The organism is Brachybacterium tyrofermentans, assembly GCF_039526165.1.
Lineage (GTDB): Bacteria > Actinomycetota > Actinomycetes > Actinomycetales > Dermabacteraceae > Brachybacterium > Brachybacterium tyrofermentans.
In genome coordinates this window covers 127860-145762 of the sequence record NZ_BAAAIR010000003.1, presented here as the reverse complement: position 1 = coordinate 145762, position 17903 = coordinate 127860, and the positions used below count along the sequence as shown (strand labels likewise).

The 17903-nt window shown below is 68.6% G+C and carries 16 protein-coding genes; 9 read left to right on the top strand and 7 right to left on the bottom strand.

Annotation, left to right across the window (positions count from 1 at the left end):
* Positions 1-191 precede the first annotated feature (191 nt).
* The 5 genes from ABD093_RS00705 (at position 192) to ABD093_RS00685 (ending at position 3659) form a co-directional block, all read left to right on the top strand.
* Complete coding sequence (locus ABD093_RS00705; RefSeq protein WP_343921921.1) at positions 192-896, top strand: 5-formyltetrahydrofolate cyclo-ligase; 705 nt, start codon at positions 192-194, stop codon at positions 894-896.
* Positions 897-954: 58 nt separating this feature from the next.
* Positions 955-1299, top strand: a complete 345-nt coding sequence (locus tag ABD093_RS00700) for an FmdB family zinc ribbon protein (protein WP_343921920.1) — start codon at positions 955-957, stop codon at positions 1297-1299.
* A 254-nt stretch (positions 1300-1553) separates the two neighbouring features.
* The gene (locus ABD093_RS00695) at positions 1554-2189 is read left to right on the top strand and encodes an SAF domain-containing protein (RefSeq protein WP_343921919.1); all 636 of its coding nucleotides are present in this window, start codon (positions 1554-1556) and stop codon (positions 2187-2189) included.
* Positions 2190-2247: 58 nt separating this feature from the next.
* Positions 2248-2664, top strand: coding sequence for a large conductance mechanosensitive channel protein MscL (mscL, locus tag ABD093_RS00690; protein WP_343921918.1), 417 nt, complete (start codon positions 2248-2250; stop codon positions 2662-2664).
* 5 nt (positions 2665-2669) lie between these two features.
* On the top strand, positions 2670-3659 hold the full coding sequence (locus tag ABD093_RS00685) for an HhH-GPD family protein (protein ID WP_343921917.1): 990 nt from the start codon (positions 2670-2672) through the stop codon (positions 3657-3659).
* A gap of 45 nt (positions 3660-3704) precedes the next feature.
* Here the strand turns inward: ABD093_RS00685 and ABD093_RS00680 are convergent, their stop codons facing one another.
* The 3 genes from ABD093_RS00680 to ABD093_RS00670 form a co-directional block, all read right to left on the bottom strand.
* Positions 3705-4214 (bottom strand): amino-acid N-acetyltransferase, encoded by a 510-nt coding sequence (locus ABD093_RS00680; RefSeq protein ID WP_343921916.1) that lies wholly within the window; start codon positions 4212-4214, stop codon positions 3705-3707.
* The gene (locus ABD093_RS00675; RefSeq protein WP_226850467.1) at positions 4211-5170 is read right to left on the bottom strand and encodes a DedA family protein; all 960 of its coding nucleotides are present in this window, start codon (positions 5168-5170) and stop codon (positions 4211-4213) included. Before ABD093_RS00675 ends, ABD093_RS00680 begins: the two co-directional genes overlap by 4 nt.
* Before the next feature lie 188 nt (positions 5171-5358).
* On the bottom strand, positions 5359-7941 hold the full coding sequence (locus ABD093_RS00670) for an ATP-dependent Clp protease ATP-binding subunit (protein WP_343921915.1): 2583 nt from the start codon (positions 7939-7941) through the stop codon (positions 5359-5361).
* A 294-nt stretch (positions 7942-8235) separates the two neighbouring features.
* Between ABD093_RS00670 and ABD093_RS00665 the strand changes: the two genes are divergently transcribed.
* Positions 8236-8928 (top strand): FadR/GntR family transcriptional regulator, encoded by a 693-nt coding sequence (locus ABD093_RS00665; protein WP_343921914.1) that lies wholly within the window; start codon positions 8236-8238, stop codon positions 8926-8928.
* A gap of 130 nt (positions 8929-9058) precedes the next feature.
* On the opposite strand, the gene ABD093_RS00660 is transcribed toward ABD093_RS00665, so the two are convergent.
* From ABD093_RS00660 to ABD093_RS00645, 4 genes are read right to left on the bottom strand one after another with little or no spacing between them, the layout of a single operon-like run.
* Positions 9059-10057: an amidohydrolase family protein gene (locus ABD093_RS00660; RefSeq protein WP_343921913.1), complete on the bottom strand. Its 999-nt coding sequence runs from the start codon at positions 10055-10057 to the stop codon at positions 9059-9061.
* Positions 10050-11030 (bottom strand): aldo/keto reductase, encoded by a 981-nt coding sequence (locus ABD093_RS00655; protein WP_343921912.1) that lies wholly within the window; start codon positions 11028-11030, stop codon positions 10050-10052. The genes ABD093_RS00660 and ABD093_RS00655 overlap by 8 nt, the downstream gene beginning before the upstream one ends.
* Before the next feature lie 5 nt (positions 11031-11035).
* Positions 11036-12382: an alpha-L-fucosidase gene (locus ABD093_RS00650; protein WP_343921911.1), complete on the bottom strand. Its 1347-nt coding sequence runs from the start codon at positions 12380-12382 to the stop codon at positions 11036-11038.
* The gene (locus ABD093_RS00645; RefSeq protein ID WP_343921910.1) at positions 12366-13679 is read right to left on the bottom strand and encodes an enolase C-terminal domain-like protein; all 1314 of its coding nucleotides are present in this window, start codon (positions 13677-13679) and stop codon (positions 12366-12368) included. Before ABD093_RS00645 ends, ABD093_RS00650 begins: the two co-directional genes overlap by 17 nt.
* Before the next feature lie 272 nt (positions 13680-13951).
* Here ABD093_RS00645 and ABD093_RS00640 point away from each other — a divergent pair, with 272 nt between their 5' ends.
* From ABD093_RS00640 to ABD093_RS00630, 3 genes are all read left to right on the top strand, one after another.
* Positions 13952-14902: a carbohydrate ABC transporter permease gene (locus ABD093_RS00640; protein WP_343921909.1), complete on the top strand. Its 951-nt coding sequence runs from the start codon at positions 13952-13954 to the stop codon at positions 14900-14902.
* Positions 14903-14909: 7 nt separating this feature from the next.
* Positions 14910-15917, top strand: coding sequence for an ABC transporter permease (locus ABD093_RS00635; protein WP_343921908.1), 1008 nt, complete (start codon positions 14910-14912; stop codon positions 15915-15917).
* A gap of 118 nt (positions 15918-16035) precedes the next feature.
* Positions 16036-17805 carry a type 2 periplasmic-binding domain-containing protein gene (locus ABD093_RS00630; protein WP_343921907.1) on the top strand — a complete coding sequence of 590 codons (1770 nt, stop codon included), beginning with the start codon at positions 16036-16038 and terminating at the stop codon, positions 17803-17805.
* Positions 17806-17903 lie beyond the last annotated feature (98 nt).

The window sequence follows — 17903 nt, the reverse complement described above, 5'->3', positions numbered from 1 at the left end:
CCGTTCTACGTCAACGACGCGACGCTCCCCATCACCACGAACCGGGAAGAGCCACATAAAGCCATTCACAGATGCCGGGACGGCCTTCAGAAGGAATGAGACCGGTGTGTGCAAGAACTCGGTGCGGGAATGACACCCGTGCGAGGTCCGGCGGCCGCGTAGTGCTCGAGGGGATATGGGAGTCTTGGCTCATGGATACCGAGGCGATGGCGGCTCGCAAGAAAGTGCTCCGCACCACAGTGCGGGCACGGCGCACACGAATCTACGGCGGCTCCGAGGGCGCTCAGCGGCGCGCGCAGGAGTCGCACCAGCTCCTCGCCCACGCGGCGCCCCTGATCGAGCGGGTGCGCGCCGCGCTGGAGAGCGGCGCCGGGGCGGACCGGTCCGGTGACCCTTCCAGCACTCTGCTCGTGGCCGCCTATCACCCCACGCCCAGCGAGGCCGATGTGATGCCCCTGGCCCGACGGCTCGCCGATCTCGGCGCCCAGCTGATCTTCCCCGTCGCCGCGGGCCACGAGCTCGACTGGGTGTCTTGGGATGGGACGTCCCCTTTCGTCGACTCCCCCGGCCGCGGCTTCGGCAAGGAGCCCACCGGCCAGCACCATGGACCCGATGCTCTCGCGCACGCGCATCTGGTGCTCGCACCGGCGGTAGCGGTGGATCGTGCGGGGACCCGGATCGGCCACGGCGCCGGCTACTACGATCGCGCTCTGTCCAGGATCTCCTCCCGGACCGAGGTCGTCGCGGTCGTGCATCCCGACGAGGTGCTCGACGCCGGCACGCTCCCCCGGGGCGAGCACGACGTCCCGATCCCGGCCGCGCTCACCGCCGCAGGCCTCGTCTGCCTGGTCACGATCGATGGTCCCGGAGCCCCGGGATCGATCCAGGGGTCGTAGACTCCTCACGGTCGCGTCGTCCGCGGCCCTGTTGAGAGAACATTCCGGAGGACTCCGCGTGCCCACCTATGTCTACGCCTGCAAGAGCTGCGGTCATCGGTTCGAGCAGTACCAGAGCTTCAGCGAGGATTCGCTGGTGACCTGCCCCGAGTGCACGCAGGACGCCCTGCGCAAGGTCTTCGACTCGGTCGGCATCGTCTTCAAGGGCCCTGGCTTCTACTCCACGGACTCCGCATCGTCCTCCGCCGCCTCCGTGGCCTCGGGTTCGAGCAGCTCCTCGAGCGAGTCGAGCTCCTCCAGCGAGTCGAGCTCCTCGACGTCCGCTGCGAGCTCCACCTCGGGCAGCTCCTCCAGCAGCGGCTCCTCGACCTCTGCGCCCGCAGCGGCGGCCTCCGCCTCCTGACACCGAGCTGACGACGGCCCGACACCGGCCCGACACCGACACCGACACCGACACGTCGAGGCCAGTTCTTCGGGAATCATCCGGCGTGACCGAGGCCTGGGACCGCCCGGATCCTGGCGAGGCGTGCCCTCGGAATCTGACGGCTCGATCCCGGGGAGCGCAGCGGTCCGTGACCTCTCCTCCCCAGAGTCAGCTCGTCCACCGCGAGCCCGCCCGGTGAGATCCTGCCGGCGCGCCGACCTAGCGTCGTCCGCATGCTCACCTGGATCCGCGCCCAGCTCCCGCCCCTGCGACGCTCGGTGCGTCGCCGCCGCCGAACTCTTGCCGTGCTCGTCGCCGCACTCCTGATCGCTGCCCTCGCCCCTGCCCTGCTCCCCCCGTCCGTCCGCGGGAGCACCGTCGTCGTCACCGCTGTCGACCTCCCCGCCGGCACGGAGCTGTCCGAGCACCAGCTGCGCGAGGTGCGGATCGCGGCGGATCTGGTGCCGACCGGGGCGCCGACCTCCCCGGAGGACGTGGTGGGCCGGGAGACCGCGCTGCCCCTGCCTGCCGGTGCACCAGTGCTTCCCGGGGCGCTCACGGGCGGGGGCCCGACGGAGCTGCCCGACGGGTTCGTCCTGATGGCCGTCCCGGTCCCCGCGGTCCTCATCCCCCGGCTGGAACCAGGTGCCGAGATCGAGATCCTCAGCTCGGGCCCGGGGACCGCGTCACCCGAGCGCATCGCGGCGCGGGTGGTCGAGCTCCCGTCCGCGCAGCCCGCCGGCTCCTCGATCGTGCCCCCGGGAGGAAGCGTCTCGACGGACGTCCTGGTCGCTGTGGAGCGGACACGGTCAGGAGACCTCGCCCACTCCCTCCACGAAGGATGGATGAGCATCTCCCTGATCGGTTAGAGTCCCGATGGACCATGTCGACGGTCCGTCTCCCTCCCCTCCTCAGTAAGGATGTCCCATGAAGGGCTTCAAGGACTTCGTCATGCAGGGCAACGTCATCGACCTCGCGGTCGGTGTCGTGATCGGCTCCGCGTTCACCGCGCTCATCGGCGCGTTCGTGGAAAACCTGATCCAGCCGATCATCAACGTCTTCGGCGGCGGCAACGTCAACGGCCTCGCCTTCAAGATCACCAACGACGCGACCCTGGTCGACATCGGCGCGATCCTCTCCGCGATCATCGCGTTCCTGATCACCGCGGCCGTCGTCTACTTCGTCTTCGTGCTGCCGATCTCGCACGCCCGCAAGATCGACCGTCGTCGTCGTGGGCTCCCCGAGGAGGAGGAGACCGCGATCTCCGAGGACATCGCCCTCCTCACCGAGATCCGCGACGCCCTGGTCGTGCAGCGCGGCGGCACCACCCCGCCCCAGGCCTGAACGATATGACCGGTGCTCACGCACCGCACCACCTCGACGCGGGGCGGGACCGAGAGGTCCCGCCCCGCGTCGGTCGTGTCGAGCCCGATCCTCCGCTCGTCGCCGAGGGCACGACGGATGACCCGACGCTGGAGACGATCATCGACACCGTGATCGACTGGTTCGGACACCACGGCCGCGATCTCCCCTGGCGCCACGACGGCACCACCCCCTGGGCCGTGCTCGTCTCCGAGGTGATGCTGCAGCAGACCCCGGTGGTCCGCGTCCTGCCGCGCTGGACCGACTGGATGCAGCGCTGGCCGACTCCCGCAGATCTCGCGGACGCGCCGACCGCAGAGGTCCTGCGCGCGTGGGACCGCCTCGGCTACCCCCGTCGGGCGCTGCGACTGCAGGAGTGCGCGCAGATGATCGTGCGTGAGCACGGTGGCGTGGTGCCTCGCGGGATCGAGGCGCTGCGGGCGCTGCCCGGCATCGGCGAATACACGGCTGCGGCGGTGACCGCCTTCGCCCACCGTGAGCGCGCAGTCGTCGTGGACACCAACATCCGGCGGGTGCTCGCACGCAGCGTGCAGGGACTCGCCCTCCCCGCCCCGTCCTACTCCGCCGCCGAACGCGCGCTGGCCACCAGGAGCCTTCCCCCGCAGCCTCCTCGATCCGTCGCCTGGAACCAGGCCGTGATGGAGCTCGGGGCGCTCGTGTGCACGGCACGGTCTCCGCGGTGCGCGCAGTGCCCGCTGGCCGAGGCCGGGTGCGCATGGGTGGCCGCGGGCAGCCCGGCGGCGCCCGAGGGGTCCCGTCGTCGCCAGGCCTTCGAGGGCACCGATCGACAGCTTCGGGGACAGATCATGGCTGTGCTGCGACGCGACGGGGAGGCGACGCACGCGGCGCTGCTCACCCTGGACGCCGCAGATCCTGAGCGGGTCGCCCGATGCGAGGCCTCGCTCGTGGCCGACGGGCTGGCCGTGCGCTCGGCAGGACGGCTCAGGCTCCCCTGAGGCGCCCGGGTGCTCGCCGGCCAGTAGTCCAGATGCTCGTGTCGGTCAGTCGCCCGCGAGCAATGCCTTGATCATGCGGGTGTTGCCGAGGGTGTTGGGCTTGACCCGTGCCAGGTCGAGGAACTCCGCGATGCCCTCGTCAGGTGATCGCAGAAGCTGGTTGTAGATCTCCGGGTCCACGACGTCGGCCATGACCTCGAACCCGTGCCGCGTGAAGAACTCGACCTCGAAGGTGAGGCAGAAGACCCGGCTCAGGCCCAGCTGCAGAGCGCGGTCGAGCAGCGCATCCAGCAGGCGGTGACCCAGCCCCGTGCCCCGTTGAGCATCGCTCACCGCGAGCGTCCGGACCTCGGCGAGGTCCTCCCACATCACGTGGAGGGCACCGCAGCCCACGACCGTGCCCTCATCATCGACGGCGACCAGGAACTCCTGGACGGCCTCGTAGTAGGAGACCAGGTCCTTCCCGAGCAGGATCCCCGTGTGGGTCATCGGCTCGACCAGCCGATTGATCCCGCGGACGTCAGCAGGCAGCGCCGGGCGGATGGTGAGGGTCATGCGGGACTGTCCTGACTCTGTGCGGGAATGCTTTCGGACTCGGTGAGGAGCAGGTCCTCCGCGGTGGAGCTCGGCTCCTCAGCTGCGCCTGCCTGCTCGGAGTGGCCAGGATCCGCGGGGTGGCCAGGAGACGCCGCACGGTCAGCATCAGCCGTGTGCGCGCTACCAGCCGCTTCCTCGGCGCCAGCAGTGCCGTCCGTGTCGGCAGTGTGGTCGGCGTCAGCAGTGCCATCCGTGCCAGCAGCGTGGTCGGCGCCAGCAATGTGGTCGGATGCAGCGGCGTCGCCGGCCCCTGCCGCGTCACCGGCGTTCCTGTCCGCCCGCCGGTCCAGCGCCTTGTGCACGGCGTTGATCACGCGCTCCACGACGAGGGCGAGCACCACGGCTGCCACCAGCGCTGCGGTGATCGCCAGCAGATGGTGCTCACCGAACCAGGCGCCCGCCACCGCACCGATGGCGCAGGAGTAGACCGCCCACACGAAGGTGGACAGCAACGACCGGGGCCAGAACTCCTTGTGCGGGTAGCGGACCGCTCCGGCGACCAGGTTCACCGCGGTGCGGCCGAAGGGGATGTAGCGAGCGGTCATGAGGAAGACGAGAGCTCGTCGTTCCAGGCCCGTCTCGGCGGCGACGACGGCCCGTCGTCCCTTGCCCTCCCGCAGGAATTTGAACCGCTGCCACCCGATCTTCCGACCCAGGAAGTAGCCGAGGTTGTCCCCCGTCCAGGCCCCCATCCAGGCCGCGAGGCCGATCAGGATGATGTAGGGGCGGCCGGAGGACGACCAGAGCGAGGAGAGCGAGACGATCGTCGACTCGCTGGGGATCGTCGGGAAGAAGCCGTCGAACGCCGCGAAGCCGTAGACGAGGAGGTAGATCCACCAGGCGTCGGCGACGACCATGATCCAGTCCTCGACCTGGCCGGTCAGGGACAGCATCCAGTCGACGAATCCGCCCATGCGATCTGCCCCTCCGGTTGCTCGGTCCTGGTGACGGCCTCAGCACCGTCTCGGTCGCGCCGCCCTGCGACGGGCTCCGCCGCGGGCGGAGCCCGTCGAGCGGTACATGCTGCGGCGGGCGCCTGCGCCCCCGCCGCGACCTGGAGAGGCCGGCCCCGTCCGAGAGGACCGGGCCGGCCTCGCACCGGTCAGGAGGCGCTGGCCTCCGCGTTGTCCGTGTCCGAGTTCGCCGTCCCGTCAGGACGGGACACCTCCTCGGCACGGGCCTTGGTCACCGACGCCACGTCGACCAGCTCGGTGATCGACTCGAGAACACCGTTCTCGTCACGACGGTTGAAGGTCAGCTCGCCGAGGAGACCCTCGCCCTCCGCGTCGACGACGATCGTGTCGCCCACGTGGACCTGGCCGAAGAGGATCTTCTCCGAGAGGACGTCCTCGATGTCGCGCTGGATCGTGCGGCGCAGGGGCCGCGCTCCGAGGACCGGATCGTAGCCCTTCTCGGCGAGCAGCTTCTTGGCCCCGTCGGTGAGCTCGATGGTCATGTCCTTCTCCGCCAGTCGCACGGCGAGCTTCGCGACCATCAGGTCGACGATCTGCACGATCTCGTCCTGCGACAGCTGCGGGAACACGACCACGTCATCGACGCGGTTGAGGAACTCGGGCTTGAAGTGCTGCTTGAGCTCCTCGTGGACCTTGGACTTCATACGCTCGTAATCGGTGTTCAGATCGCCGCCCGCGGTGAAGCCCATGGAGACGCCCTTGGCGATGTCCCGGGTACCGAGGTTGGTGGTCATGATGATCACGGTGTTCTTGAAGTCGACCACGCGACCCTGGGAATCCGTGAGCCGGCCGTCCTCGAGGATCTGCAGCAGCGAGTTGAAGATGTCCACATGGGCCTTCTCCACCTCGTCGAACAGCACCACGGAGAAGGGCTTGCGACGCACCTTCTCGGTGAGCTGGCCGCCCTCGTCGTAGCCGACGTACCCGGGAGGCGAGCCGAACAGGCGCGAGGCCGTGTGCTTCTCGCCGAACTCCGACATGTCGAGCTGGATGAGCGACTCGTCGTCACCGAACAGGAACTCCGCGAGCGCCTTCGCGAGCTCGGTCTTCCCGACGCCGGTGGAGCCGGCGAAGATGAACGAGCCACCGGGACGCTTGGGGTCCTTGAGCCCGGCACGGGTGCGGCGGATCGCCTGGGACAGCGCCCGGATCGCCTCGTGCTGACCGATGACGCGCTTGTGCAGCTCGTCCTCCATGTTGAGCAGACGCGAGGATTCCTCCTCGGTGAGCTTCACGATCGGGATGCCGGTCGAGGCGGCGAGCACCTCGGCGATGACCTCCTCGGAGACCGTGGTCACCGCGTCGGTCTCACCGTGGCGCCAGGCCTTCTCCTTCTCCTCGCGCTGCGTCTTGAGCTGCTGCTCCTCATCACGCAGGGAGGCGGCGAGCTCGAAGTCCTGCCCGTCGATCGCCTCCTCCTTCTTCGTGCGCGCGGTCTCGATGCGGGCGTCGAACTCCTTGAGCTCGGGCGGCGCGGTGAGACGACGGATGCGCAGGCGTGCACCGGCCTCGTCGATCAGGTCGATCGCCTTGTCCGGCAGGAAGCGGTCGTTGACGTAGCGATCGGCGAGGTTCGCGGCAGCCACGAGCGCGGCATCGGTGATGGTCACCCGGTGATGCGCCTCGTACTTGTCGCGCAGACCCTTGAGGATCTCGACGGTCAGCGCGACCGAGGGCTGATCCACCTGGATCGGCTGGAAGCGGCGCTCGAGGGCCGCGTCCTTCTCGATGTGCTTGCGGTACTCCTCGAGGGTGGTCGCCCCGATGGTCTGCAGCTCGCCGCGGGCGAGCATCGGCTTGAGGATGCTGGCGGCATCGATCGCGCCCTCCGCGGCACCGGCACCCACGAGGGTGTGGATCTCGTCGATGAACAGGATGATGTCGCCGCGGGTGCGGATCTCCTTGAGCACCTTCTTCAGGCGCTCCTCGAAATCACCGCGGTAGCGGGAACCCGCGACCAGCGACCCGAGGTCGAGCGTGTAGAGCTGCTTGTCCTTGAGCGTCTCGGGGACGTCCCCGGCGGTGATCGCCTGGGCCAGGCCCTCGACGACCGCCGTCTTGCCGACGCCCGGCTCGCCGATCAGCACAGGGTTGTTCTTGGTGCGGCGCGAGAGCACCTGCATCACTCGCTCGGCTTCCTTGTCCCGCCCGATGACCGGGTCGAGCTTGCCCTCGCGGGCAGCCTGGGTGAGGTTGCGGCCGAACTGGTCCAGCACGAGCGAACCGGCAGGCTGACCCTCGGACGGGCCGCCGGCCGTGGCCGGCTCCTTGCCCTGGTAGCCCGAGAGACGCTCGATGACCTCCTGGCGCACAGCCGACGGCTCGGCCTTGAGGCGGGAGAGGACCTTGACGGCCGTGCCCTCGCCCTCGCGCAGCAGGCCCAGCAGGATGTGCTCGGTGCCGATGTAGTTGTGACCCAGCTGCAGCGCCTCGCGCAGGCTCAGCTCGAGCACCTTCTTCGCGCGGGGCGTGAAGGGGATGTGGCCGCTCGGGGTCTGGTTGCCCTCGCCGATGATGTCGCGAACCTGCTCGCGCACCGCATCGAGGGTGACGCCGAGGGCTTCGAGCGCCTTGGCGCCCACTCCTTCGGCCTCGTGGATCAGCCCGAGCAGGATGTGCTCGGTGCCGATGTAGTTGTGATTGAGCAGCCGTGCCTCGTCCTGCGCCAGGACGACGACGCGGCGGGCGCGATCGGTGAAGCGTTCGAACATGGTCCTCCCCCGTCCGGTGGTGGTGATGGATCGAGACTACGCGGGTTCTGCGCGGAAGCCCCGCCTGTTCGCCGCTGGCGTGATGCACGGCCGACCCCGTGCCGGCACGGTCCGTCCCCGCTCCTGTGATCGTGCCCTTTTCGCCTCCCGCCGCCCTGCCAGCCGCGCCCAGCCCCGAGCACGGGCCCGGGGAGGGGCGACTGCGCGGTACCTGCCCCGCGCGGCACCGCGGTCGACTAGCATCGATCACGTCGTGACCGGCACGTACGCCGGTCCAGCGAGGAGTAGGACGCGATGCCAGCACCGCATGCCGTGACGGACCGGGCCATCGATGCGATCAAGCAGATGATCATCGACGGCGAACTCGGCCCCGCGGACCGTCTGCCCCCGGAGAAGGAGCTCGCCGATCGCATCGGCGTGAGCCGCAACTCCCTGCGCGAGGCCGTCAAGGCGCTCTCGGTGATCCGCGTGCTCGACGTGCGCCAGGGGGACGGCACCTACGTCACCTCGCTCGCACCGAGCGTGCTCGTGGAGTCCCTGGGGTTCATCCTCGACCTGCACCAGGGGTCCGGGGAGGGACAGATCCTCGAGGTGCGTCGGCTGCTCGAGCCGACGGCCGTCGAGCAGGCCTGCCCGCATCTGAGCGAGCACGACTTCGAGCGCCTCGAGCAGCTCATGGTCGACCTGTCCGACCACTCCTCGGTCGAGGAGCTGGTGCAGGCGGACATCGACTTCCATCAGCTCATCACCAGTCGCTGCCCCAACGCCTATCTCACCTCGATGCTCGAGGGCCTCGCGAGCGCGACCGCCCGGGCCCGGGTCTGGAGAGGGCTCACGGAGGATGCCGCCGTGGAGTCCACGCTCGCCGAGCACCGCCGCATCCTCGACGCCCTGAAGGCCGGGCGCGGAGACCTCGCGCGGGTGCATGCCGCCGCACACATCGGCGGCGTCGAGAGCTGGATCCAGAAGGGCGCCACGGTCGCCTGACCGACGTCGCGCCCGCCGCGGTGCCGCGCCCGCCGCAGCACCGGAGCCGCCGCGAGCGCCAGCACGTTCGCCAGCACCGTCGTCCGGGTGCAGATGCAGGCCTGGGGCCGGGTGAGGAACCGGGTCTGGGTCAGGGGCTGAGACTGGGCCAGGGCCGGTCGTCGGCCGCTCGCCGGTAGACGCGCTCCGCTGTGCCGTGCAGGACCAGCTCGCGGTCCGCATCCGGCAGCTCCGCCAGCAGCGCCAGCAGATCGCCCGTGCCGGATCCGAGATCGAAGGGCACGGGGGCGATCGGCCAGTCGCTGCCGAACATCAGCCGCTCCGGCCCGAAGAGGTCCAGAGCCAGGTCGACAGCGGCGCGGAGATCCTCGACAGCGGCGTATCCCTGACCGCTCGTGGACAGGCCCGAGAGCTTCGCGACCGTCGTCGCGCGCCCGGCGAAGCCCCGGAGGGCCTGCTCCCAGCGTGCCATCTCCGGCGCGTCCCCGAGCGGCGGCTTGCCGAGGTGATCGAGCACCACCACCAGGTCGTCTACCTCGCCGGCGAGGCGCTTCGCCTGGTCGAGATGCCGGGGGAAGGCGTCCGGGACATCCAGCGGCAGCCCGCGGCCGGCCAGGAGCGCCAGACTCTCCCGCACCTCGGGCCGGTCGAGGAACCCGGGATCGGGGTCGTCGTGGACCAGATGGCGCACCCCGACCACACGGCGCATCGCCGCGGCGTCGTCCAGCAGCGCCGCCGTACGCACGGGATCGGCGAGCGGCAGCCAGGCGACGACGTCGACCTGGTCCACGCTCCCCGGCAGCGACTCGATGCGCTCTGCGGAGACCTGCATCGCCCGGGTGTCCTCGAGCGTGTCGTCGGCCTGCACCAGCACGACGCGGGTGGTGCCGAGCGCCGCATGCTGCGGGGCGACCTCGTCCCACCTGGCGTCGCGGCGCAGCGCCTCCGGCGCCCCCTCGAGCCATCCGTACCCGCCGCCGGAGCGGTCCCACAGGTGCAGATGGGTGTCGGTCAGGTGGGTGACGGGCAGGAGGGAGTCTGCGGTACCGCGATCCGTGAGGCGGCGGTCGGGGCTGCTGGCATCGCCACGGCTCTCGCCGGCCTCGCGGGCCCCCGTCGCCTCACGCACCGATCTGCTCCCACAGCTCCTCGGGGATGACCTGGTCGATGCGCTCGATGTTCTGGCGCACCTGGTCCGCCGTGCGCATGCCCAGCACGACCGAGGAGATCGCGGGGTGCCGCAGCGGGTAGCGGATCGCCAGGTCCGGCAGCTCGACCCCATGCTCCTGGGCGAGCCCGGCCAGTTCACGTGCTCGCTGCAGGAGGTCCTCGGGGGCGTCGCCGTACTCGTACTTCGCCGTATCGGGCACCACGGGGCGCGAGAGGATCCCGGAGTTGAACACCGAGACCGCCACGACCTCGACACCGTGCTCGAGGCATGCGGGCAGCAGCTCGGCGGCGGCCGGCTGCTCGAGCAGCGTGTAGCGGCCAGACATCATGACCACATCGATCAGGCCGGTGCGCACCGCGCGCGTGAGCACGTCGGCATCCTTGGAGCCGACGCCGATGCGGCTGATGAGCCCCTCGTCGCGCATCGCGACGAGGGCGGCGAGCGCCTCGTCCATCGAGTGCTCCTGGGGGGCCTCCTCGGGGTCGTGGAGGTAGAGGATGTCCACCCGGTCCAGGCCAAGACGTTCGAGCGATTCGGCATGGCTGCGGCGGATGCCCTCCTCGGTCATGTCCCACTCGCGCACGACGTCGTTCGGCACGGCGAACTCGTTGTCCATGTCGTCACCGTCACCGGGCCCGGGGACCAGCAGGCGGCCCACCTTCGTCGAGACCAGGTACTCCTCGCGGGGGTACGGCGCGAGCAGGGCCCCGAGGCGCCGTTCGCTGGTGCCGACCCCGTAGTGGGGCGCCGTGTCGTACATGCGGATGCCGCCCTCCCAGGCAGCCTCGACGGCGCCGCGGGCCTCCTCCTGCGTGGTGACGCGGAAGATGTTCCCGAGCTGGGCGGCACCGAAGCCGAGCTCCGGCAGGCGGGCTGGTCCGGGACGTCGGTGGCGGGCGGACTCGACGGGATCGGGAGTTGCGGACTCCATGGGTTTCACTCCTCGAAGGTGGGGATCGGCGGGCTGCTCTGCGTGCCGGGGGCCCGATCGAACCACAGTTCGATCACCGGCAGCAGGACGTCCGGCCGACGGATGGGCAGGGTCATCGTCAGCACGTCCGGTCCCAGACCTGCCGGGGTCATGTTCATGGCCTGCTGGTCGGGGTCGATCGTGCTCAGGGCGACCTCGGACCCATCATGCAGGAACCGTGCGAAACGCACCTCTCCCGACAGGCCGGGCAGGTGGAGGTGCTGCATCGGCCAGGTCGTCAGGTGCACGTACAGCCGGTCCCCGCGCTGTGTGAGCACGGTTCCCTGCGGCGCGACCAGGCCATCGGCAGGGCCCGCGCCATGGACCGACGCGGCATGCAGGTCCATCCACTCCCCGATCCGGCGCAGGATCTCCCGGTCGGCCGACGAGACGGCGCCCCGACCATCGGGCCCGACGTTCAGCAGCAGGTTCCCGGCCTTGGCCACGGAGTCCACGAGCATCCGCACCAGCAGGTCCGGGCTCTTGTGGTCGTGGTTGTCGCGGTCGTATCCCCAGGATCCGTTGGTGGTCTGGCAGGCCTCCCAGCGCACGGGGTCGCCGTTCGCCGTGGTCATCGGGGCGGCCGGCTGGTACTGCTCGGGCGTGACGAGGTCGCCGGGGATGCCGAGCCGGTCGTTGACCACGCAGGTGGGCTGCAGCTCGCGCACCATCGCCAGCAGATTCTCGGCATCCCAGTCCTCGGGCCCCTTGCCGTCGCGCTCAAGGTTCGTGAAGTCGAAGAACAGGTAGTCGATCCGCCCGTAGTTCGTGAGCAGCTCGCGCACCTGGGCATGGAGGTACCCGCGATAGCGGCCCATGTCCCGAACGGAGTTCAGCGCCTCGACGTCCTCCCGGTCGCGCAGCGGATGGCTGACATCGATCGTGAAATCGGGATGCGCCCAATCGAGCAGCGAGTGGTAGAACCCGACGTGGAGGCCTTCGGCGCGCAGCGCGTCGACGAACTCGCGCACCAGATCGCGGCCGCAGACGTCCGGCGCCGAGTAGTCCGTGTGCACCGTCTCGAACAGGCAGAAGCCCTCGTGGTGCTTGGTGGTGAGCACGGCGTAGCGCATGCCGGCCTCACGGGCCCGGCGGGCGATGTCCGGGGCGTCGAACCGATCGGGATCGAAGAACTCCGCATAGCGGCTGTAGTCCTCGAGGGTGCGGTGCTCGCGTGTCATCGACCATTCGTGCCGCGCCGGGATCGCGTAGAGACCGAAATGGACGAAGAGCCCGAACCGAGCGTCGTCGAACCAGGCGTGGGGGTCATGCGGGGACGGAAGCGGCGGTGACGGATCAGGCGACGACGACATGAGCCGGATCCTTCCAGACCGCGCCCTCCGGGAACAGGTGATCACGGATGGACGCCGCGTGCATGCTGGCGCTGGAGCCCGCCTCCGTCGGTGCCTGGTAGGCACCGTCACGGATGACGACGGGGGCCTCGAAGTGCTCGTGCAGGTGATGCACGTACTCGATGAACCGGTCCGATCGCGGTCCAGCCACCGCTGCGGTGTCGAAGAAGGCGTAGTGCTGGACCAGCTCGCACAGCCCGACACCGCCGGCGTGCGGGCACACGGGGATGTCGAACTTCGCGGCGAGGAGGAGGATCGCGATGTTCTCGTTGACCCCTCCCACCCGTGCGGCGTCGAGCTGGAGCACATCGATCGAACCGGCCTGCAGCAGCTGCTTGGCGATGATCCGGTTCTGCATCTGCTCCCCCGTGGCGACCCGCAACGGGGCGACGGCGGCGCGGATGGAGGCGTGGGCGAGCACGTCGTCGGGGCTGGTGGGCTCCTCGATCCAGGCGGGATCGTAGGGCGCGAGCTGTTCGAGCCAGGTGATGGCGTCGGCCACGTCCCAGCGCTGGTTGGCATCCATCGCGATGGGGTAGCCCTCCCCCATCGTCTCCCGGGCGATCCGCATGCGGCGGGCGTCGTCCTCGACATCGGCCCCGACCTTGAGCTTGACCATTGCGAAGCCCTCGTCGCGGGCCTCGCGCAGCAGCCGGACGAGCTTCTCGTCGCTGTAGCCGAGCCATCCGGGCGTGGTGGTGTAGGCCGGGACGCCCCGTGCCTGGAGCTGGGCGATTCGATCAGCCTTCCCCGGCTCGGCGCGACGCAGGATCTCGAGGGCCTCGGCGCGGGTCAGGGCATCGGTGAGGTACCGGAAGTCGACGAGGTCGACGATCTGCTCGGGGCTCAGCTCTGCCAGCAGCAGCCACAGCGGCCTGCCCTCCCGGCGGGCTCTCAGGTCCCATGCCGCGTTGACCAGAGCGCCGATAGCCATGTGCATGACGCCCTTCTCCGGGCCCAGCCAGCGCAGCTGCGAGTCACCGACCAGGTCCCGGGAGAAGTCACCGAGATGGGCGAGCAGCTCGTCGACGTCGCGCCCCACGACATGTCCGGCGAGCGCCTCGATGGCCGCGCACTGCACGTCGTTGCCACGGCCGATGGTGAAGACCAGGCCGTAGCCGACGTCGCCGTCGCTCGTGCGCAGCTCGGCATAGGCGGCCGAGTAGTCGGGATCCGGGTTCATGGCGTCGGAGCCATCGAGCTCCCGCGAGGTGGGGAAACGGACATCGCTCACGCGCAGGTCGCTAATGGTGGACACAGAGGCTCCTCGAGATCGGGTCGGCGATGTGTCGGCGGGTGCACCGAACAGCAGCACCACGGCGACCGAATCATCCGATGATTAGCTCCAGGTTACGGATCAATATCGGCGCACGCAAGACGGATGGAGCCTATTCTCCTCCGTACTAGTGCCTGATCGGCCGCTTCGACACCCTGCTCGCCCACGAACATCCGAGGGCTTCTTGACAGACCTCCGATCTGTCATGAAGATAAACCCCATCTCCTCGACGACGAGGTCATGGAAGGACCCTGATGGTCATCACCGCACCCGAGACGCACGCACCCCGTGCTGCCGCCGACATGCCACCCCGGCGGATCAAGGATCCACGGTCGGATCGTGTCCTCAACGTCATCCTGCTGGTTCTGCTCAGCCTGTTCACCCTGACGATCGTGTACCCGTTCGTTTATATCGTCAGCGCCTCGCTGTCCGATCCCCAGGCGGTCTCCTCGGGCGAGATGTGGCTGTGGCCGATCGGATTCAGCACCGACGCCTACCAGGCCGTGCTCGACTACCCGGACATCACCCGAGGGTTCCTGAACTCCCTGCTCTATTCGGGGTCCTCGATGCTCATCGGGACCGCCGTCACCATCTCCGGCGGATACGCGCTCTCGCGTGCCGACCTGTGGGGGCGCAACCCGATCACCTTCGTCTTCATCCTGACGATGATGTTCTCCGGCGGCATGATCCCCAGCTACCTCGTGGTGCGGGATCTCGGGATGCTCAACACCGTGTGGGCGATGATCCTGCCCGGCGCCGTGAGCGTCTGGCAGCTCATCGTGACACGCACGTTCTTCCAGACGACGATCCCGAACGAGCTGCTGGAGTGCTCCCGGATCGACGGAGCGAGCGACATGCGCTTCTTCGCGCAGATCGCACTGCCCCTGTCCAAGCCGATCATCGCCGTCAATCTCCTGCTCTACGGCGTCGCGACCTGGAATTCCTATTTCAACGCCCTGATCTACCTCACGGACGACTCGTTGTACCCGCTGCAGCTGGTCATGCGGAACGTTCTGCTGGGCAATTCCTTCGACCCGTCCCGTGTCCCCGGCATCAGCGCCGAGCAGGTCCTCGAGATGCAGCAGCTGGCCGCACAGCTGAAGTACGCCCTGATCATCATCGCCTCCATCCCCCCGCTCATCGCCTACCCGTTCGTGCAGAAGCACTTCGTCAAGGGCATGATGATCGGCTCCCTGAAGGGCTGACCGCACCATGACCGACACCGAACAGGGAAACTTCGTCGACCAGCTGCGGTTCGACGATGAGCCCGGCGCCTCGAAGAAGACCCTCGTCCTCCCCGGCCAGCGCAAGGTTCCGCTCTCCCGGCGCCTCCGCAGCAACTGGCAGCTGTACCTGCTGCTCCTGCCCGCCCTGATCTGGGTGGCGATCTTCGCCTACTGGCCCATGTATGGGATCCAGATCGCGTTCCGCAACTACACGCCCGTCGGCGGTCTCACCGGTTCCGAGTGGGTTGGTCTCGACCACATCGAACGCTTCGTCACCAGCTACAACTTCAGCAAGCTCCTGGGCAACACCCTCATCCTCGCCTTCTACGAGCTGCTGGCCGGCATCCCGATCCCCATCATGCTGGCCCTCGCGCTGAACGCCGTCCGTCAGAAGTACTTCTCGCGCGTGGTGCAGCTGATCACCTACGCGCCGAACTTCATCTCCGTGGTCGTCGTCGTCGGAATCCTCGTCATGCTCCTGGACCCGCAGTCGGGCATCCTTCCCCATGCGCTCTCGCTCGTGGGGATCGACGCCCCGGCCTTCCTGACCGACCCCAGCTGGTTCCGGCACACGTACGTGTGGTCCGGCGTCTGGCAGACAGCGGGCTTCAGCGCCATCATCTACCTCGCCGCACTGTCCTCGGTGCCTCCCGAGCTGCACGAGGCGGCGAAGGTCGACGGAGCCTCCCATCTGCGCAGGATCTGGCACATCGATCTCCCGGCGATCCTGCCCATCGCCGTGGTGCTCATGATCCTCTCGGTGGGCAGCATCATGAGCGTCGGTTTCGAGAAGGTGCTGCTCATGCAGAACCAGCTCAACCTCACGACCTCCCAGGTGATCGACACCTATGTCTACGAGGTCGGTCTGAACAGCCCGATCCCCCAGTACAGCTATGCCACGGCGATCGGCCTGTTCCGCAGTGTGATCGGCCTGATCCTGCTGGTCGCCGTGAACTACCTGTCCCGCCGCATCACACGCACCGGCCTGTTCTGATCTCCCGCTGACGAGCGTCCGATCCCCGATACGACGACACGCCCCGCACCTGCTGCCGAGCTCCGGCTCGGAGGCACTTCCCGTCCCCGCCGGGGACACGCTCGAGGAGGAGCACACGATGAAGGACAGCACCACGAAGACAGTGAACCGACGAGGTTTCCTCGGTCGTGCAGGAGCCATCGGCGCCACGGCAGTGGCCCTCCCGACCGCGCTGGCCGCCTGCGGCGACAAGAGCGGCGCCGCCGATGAGGAGATCGTCGGCGGGGCGGACTACGAACAGGGCAGCGCCGAGCTCGCGGTCCAGCTCGGCGACGAGGTCGAGGGCATCAACTACCCGCCCGACTATCAGGGGCCCAGAGCTCGGGTGCTCGAGCCCTTCGGCGACGGCGAGACCGAGTGCACGATGCTGGGCCGCACCATCCCGGACCTCGACTACGCCACGAACTATTACGCGCAGCACCTCGAGGAGACCACCGGGGTCAAGGTCGCCTACGAACCCGTGCCGCTCGGCGAGGACGGCGTGACCAAGGTGAACGCGATGCTCTCCGGGGGCGACCTGCCCCATGCGCTGATGACCGGGATGGGCCTGTTCTCCGCCTCCCAGGTCGCCGCCTACGGACAGCAGGGCATGTTCCTGCCCGTGGACAAGCTCATCGACGAGAACGCTCCCCACATCCGCGAGATGTTCGAGACGTTCCCGCAGATGCGCAGCCAGTTCACGGCTCCCGATGGCCGTATGTACGCGGTACCCACCATGAACGACTGCTACCACTGCAAGTCCGCCAATGTGCGGACCTGGTACAACACGACGTGGTTGGAGGGCGTGGGAGCCTCGGTGCCGGAGACTCTCGAGGAGTACGACGCCCTGATGACGGAGTGGGACTCCTACTCGGGGAAGCCGGAGAACTCCGTGCTCACCGTCACGGACGCCGACACGATGATGAACCTGTTCAACTTCTTCCTCGGCTCCTTCACGGAGGTCAGTTCCACGAACCTGCTGATGAGGAACGGCAAGGTCACCTGGTCCCCCACCGAGGACGCGTACCGGGACGGGATGATCTGGATCCAGGAGCAGTTCGCCAAGGGGCACTTCGCACCGGGGACCCTCTCCCTCACCCCGGAGAAGCTCAAGCAGCTCGGCGACGGCTCCGAAGGTCCGCGGTTCGGGGTGGTCTCCGGCGGATCCCAGGGATCGTGGACGGCCGCAGCCGATATGACCGATCCCGAGTCCGTGGCCCGCATCATGCAGCCCCTGCCGCCGATGGCCGGCCCCGGTGGCGTGCGCACCTGCGATTGGGATTGGTACCAGATCGGTTCGCCAAACTTCGTCATCACGACCTCCTGCCCCGACCCCGTCCAGATGATCCGCTGGGCGGACTATCAGTACGAGCTCGGTCTGACGGTCTCGATGGGCCGCGGTGAGCAGGGCGTCGGGTGGGATTACTCGGACAAGGGCTCCACCGGCATCGATGGCGAGCAGGCCGTGTACGAGGTCATCCCGGAGGGGGCCAATCTGACCAATCAGACGTGGTGGGAGTGGGGCCCCTCCTACAAGTCGATGTCGCAGCGGCACGGAGAAGCCGTGGAGGACGGCTCCTCCTCGATCGAGCCGTCGCTGTTCGACGCCGGAAAGGCGTACGAGCCGTATCGCATCAGCCAAGACCTCAAGGTGCCGATGCTGGCCTTCGACATGGAGCAGTCCGCCCAGGTCGGTGAGCTCGATACGAACCTTCAGCAGCATCTCAAGCAGAGCTTCGCCCAGATCGCCACCAGGAAGGCGGACTTCACCAAGGACGCCGACTGGACGGCCTACGTCGACCAGTTCTCGACGATCGGTGTCGACCAGCTGCTCAGCACCTACCAGGAGGCCCATGACGCGCAGTCCTGAGCGGACGCGCTCACGCACTGCGCGGTCTTCGACAGACCGGAGACGGGCGGTCCGGCTGCAGAACATCCGCAGCCGGGACGCCCGTCGTCTTCCGTACG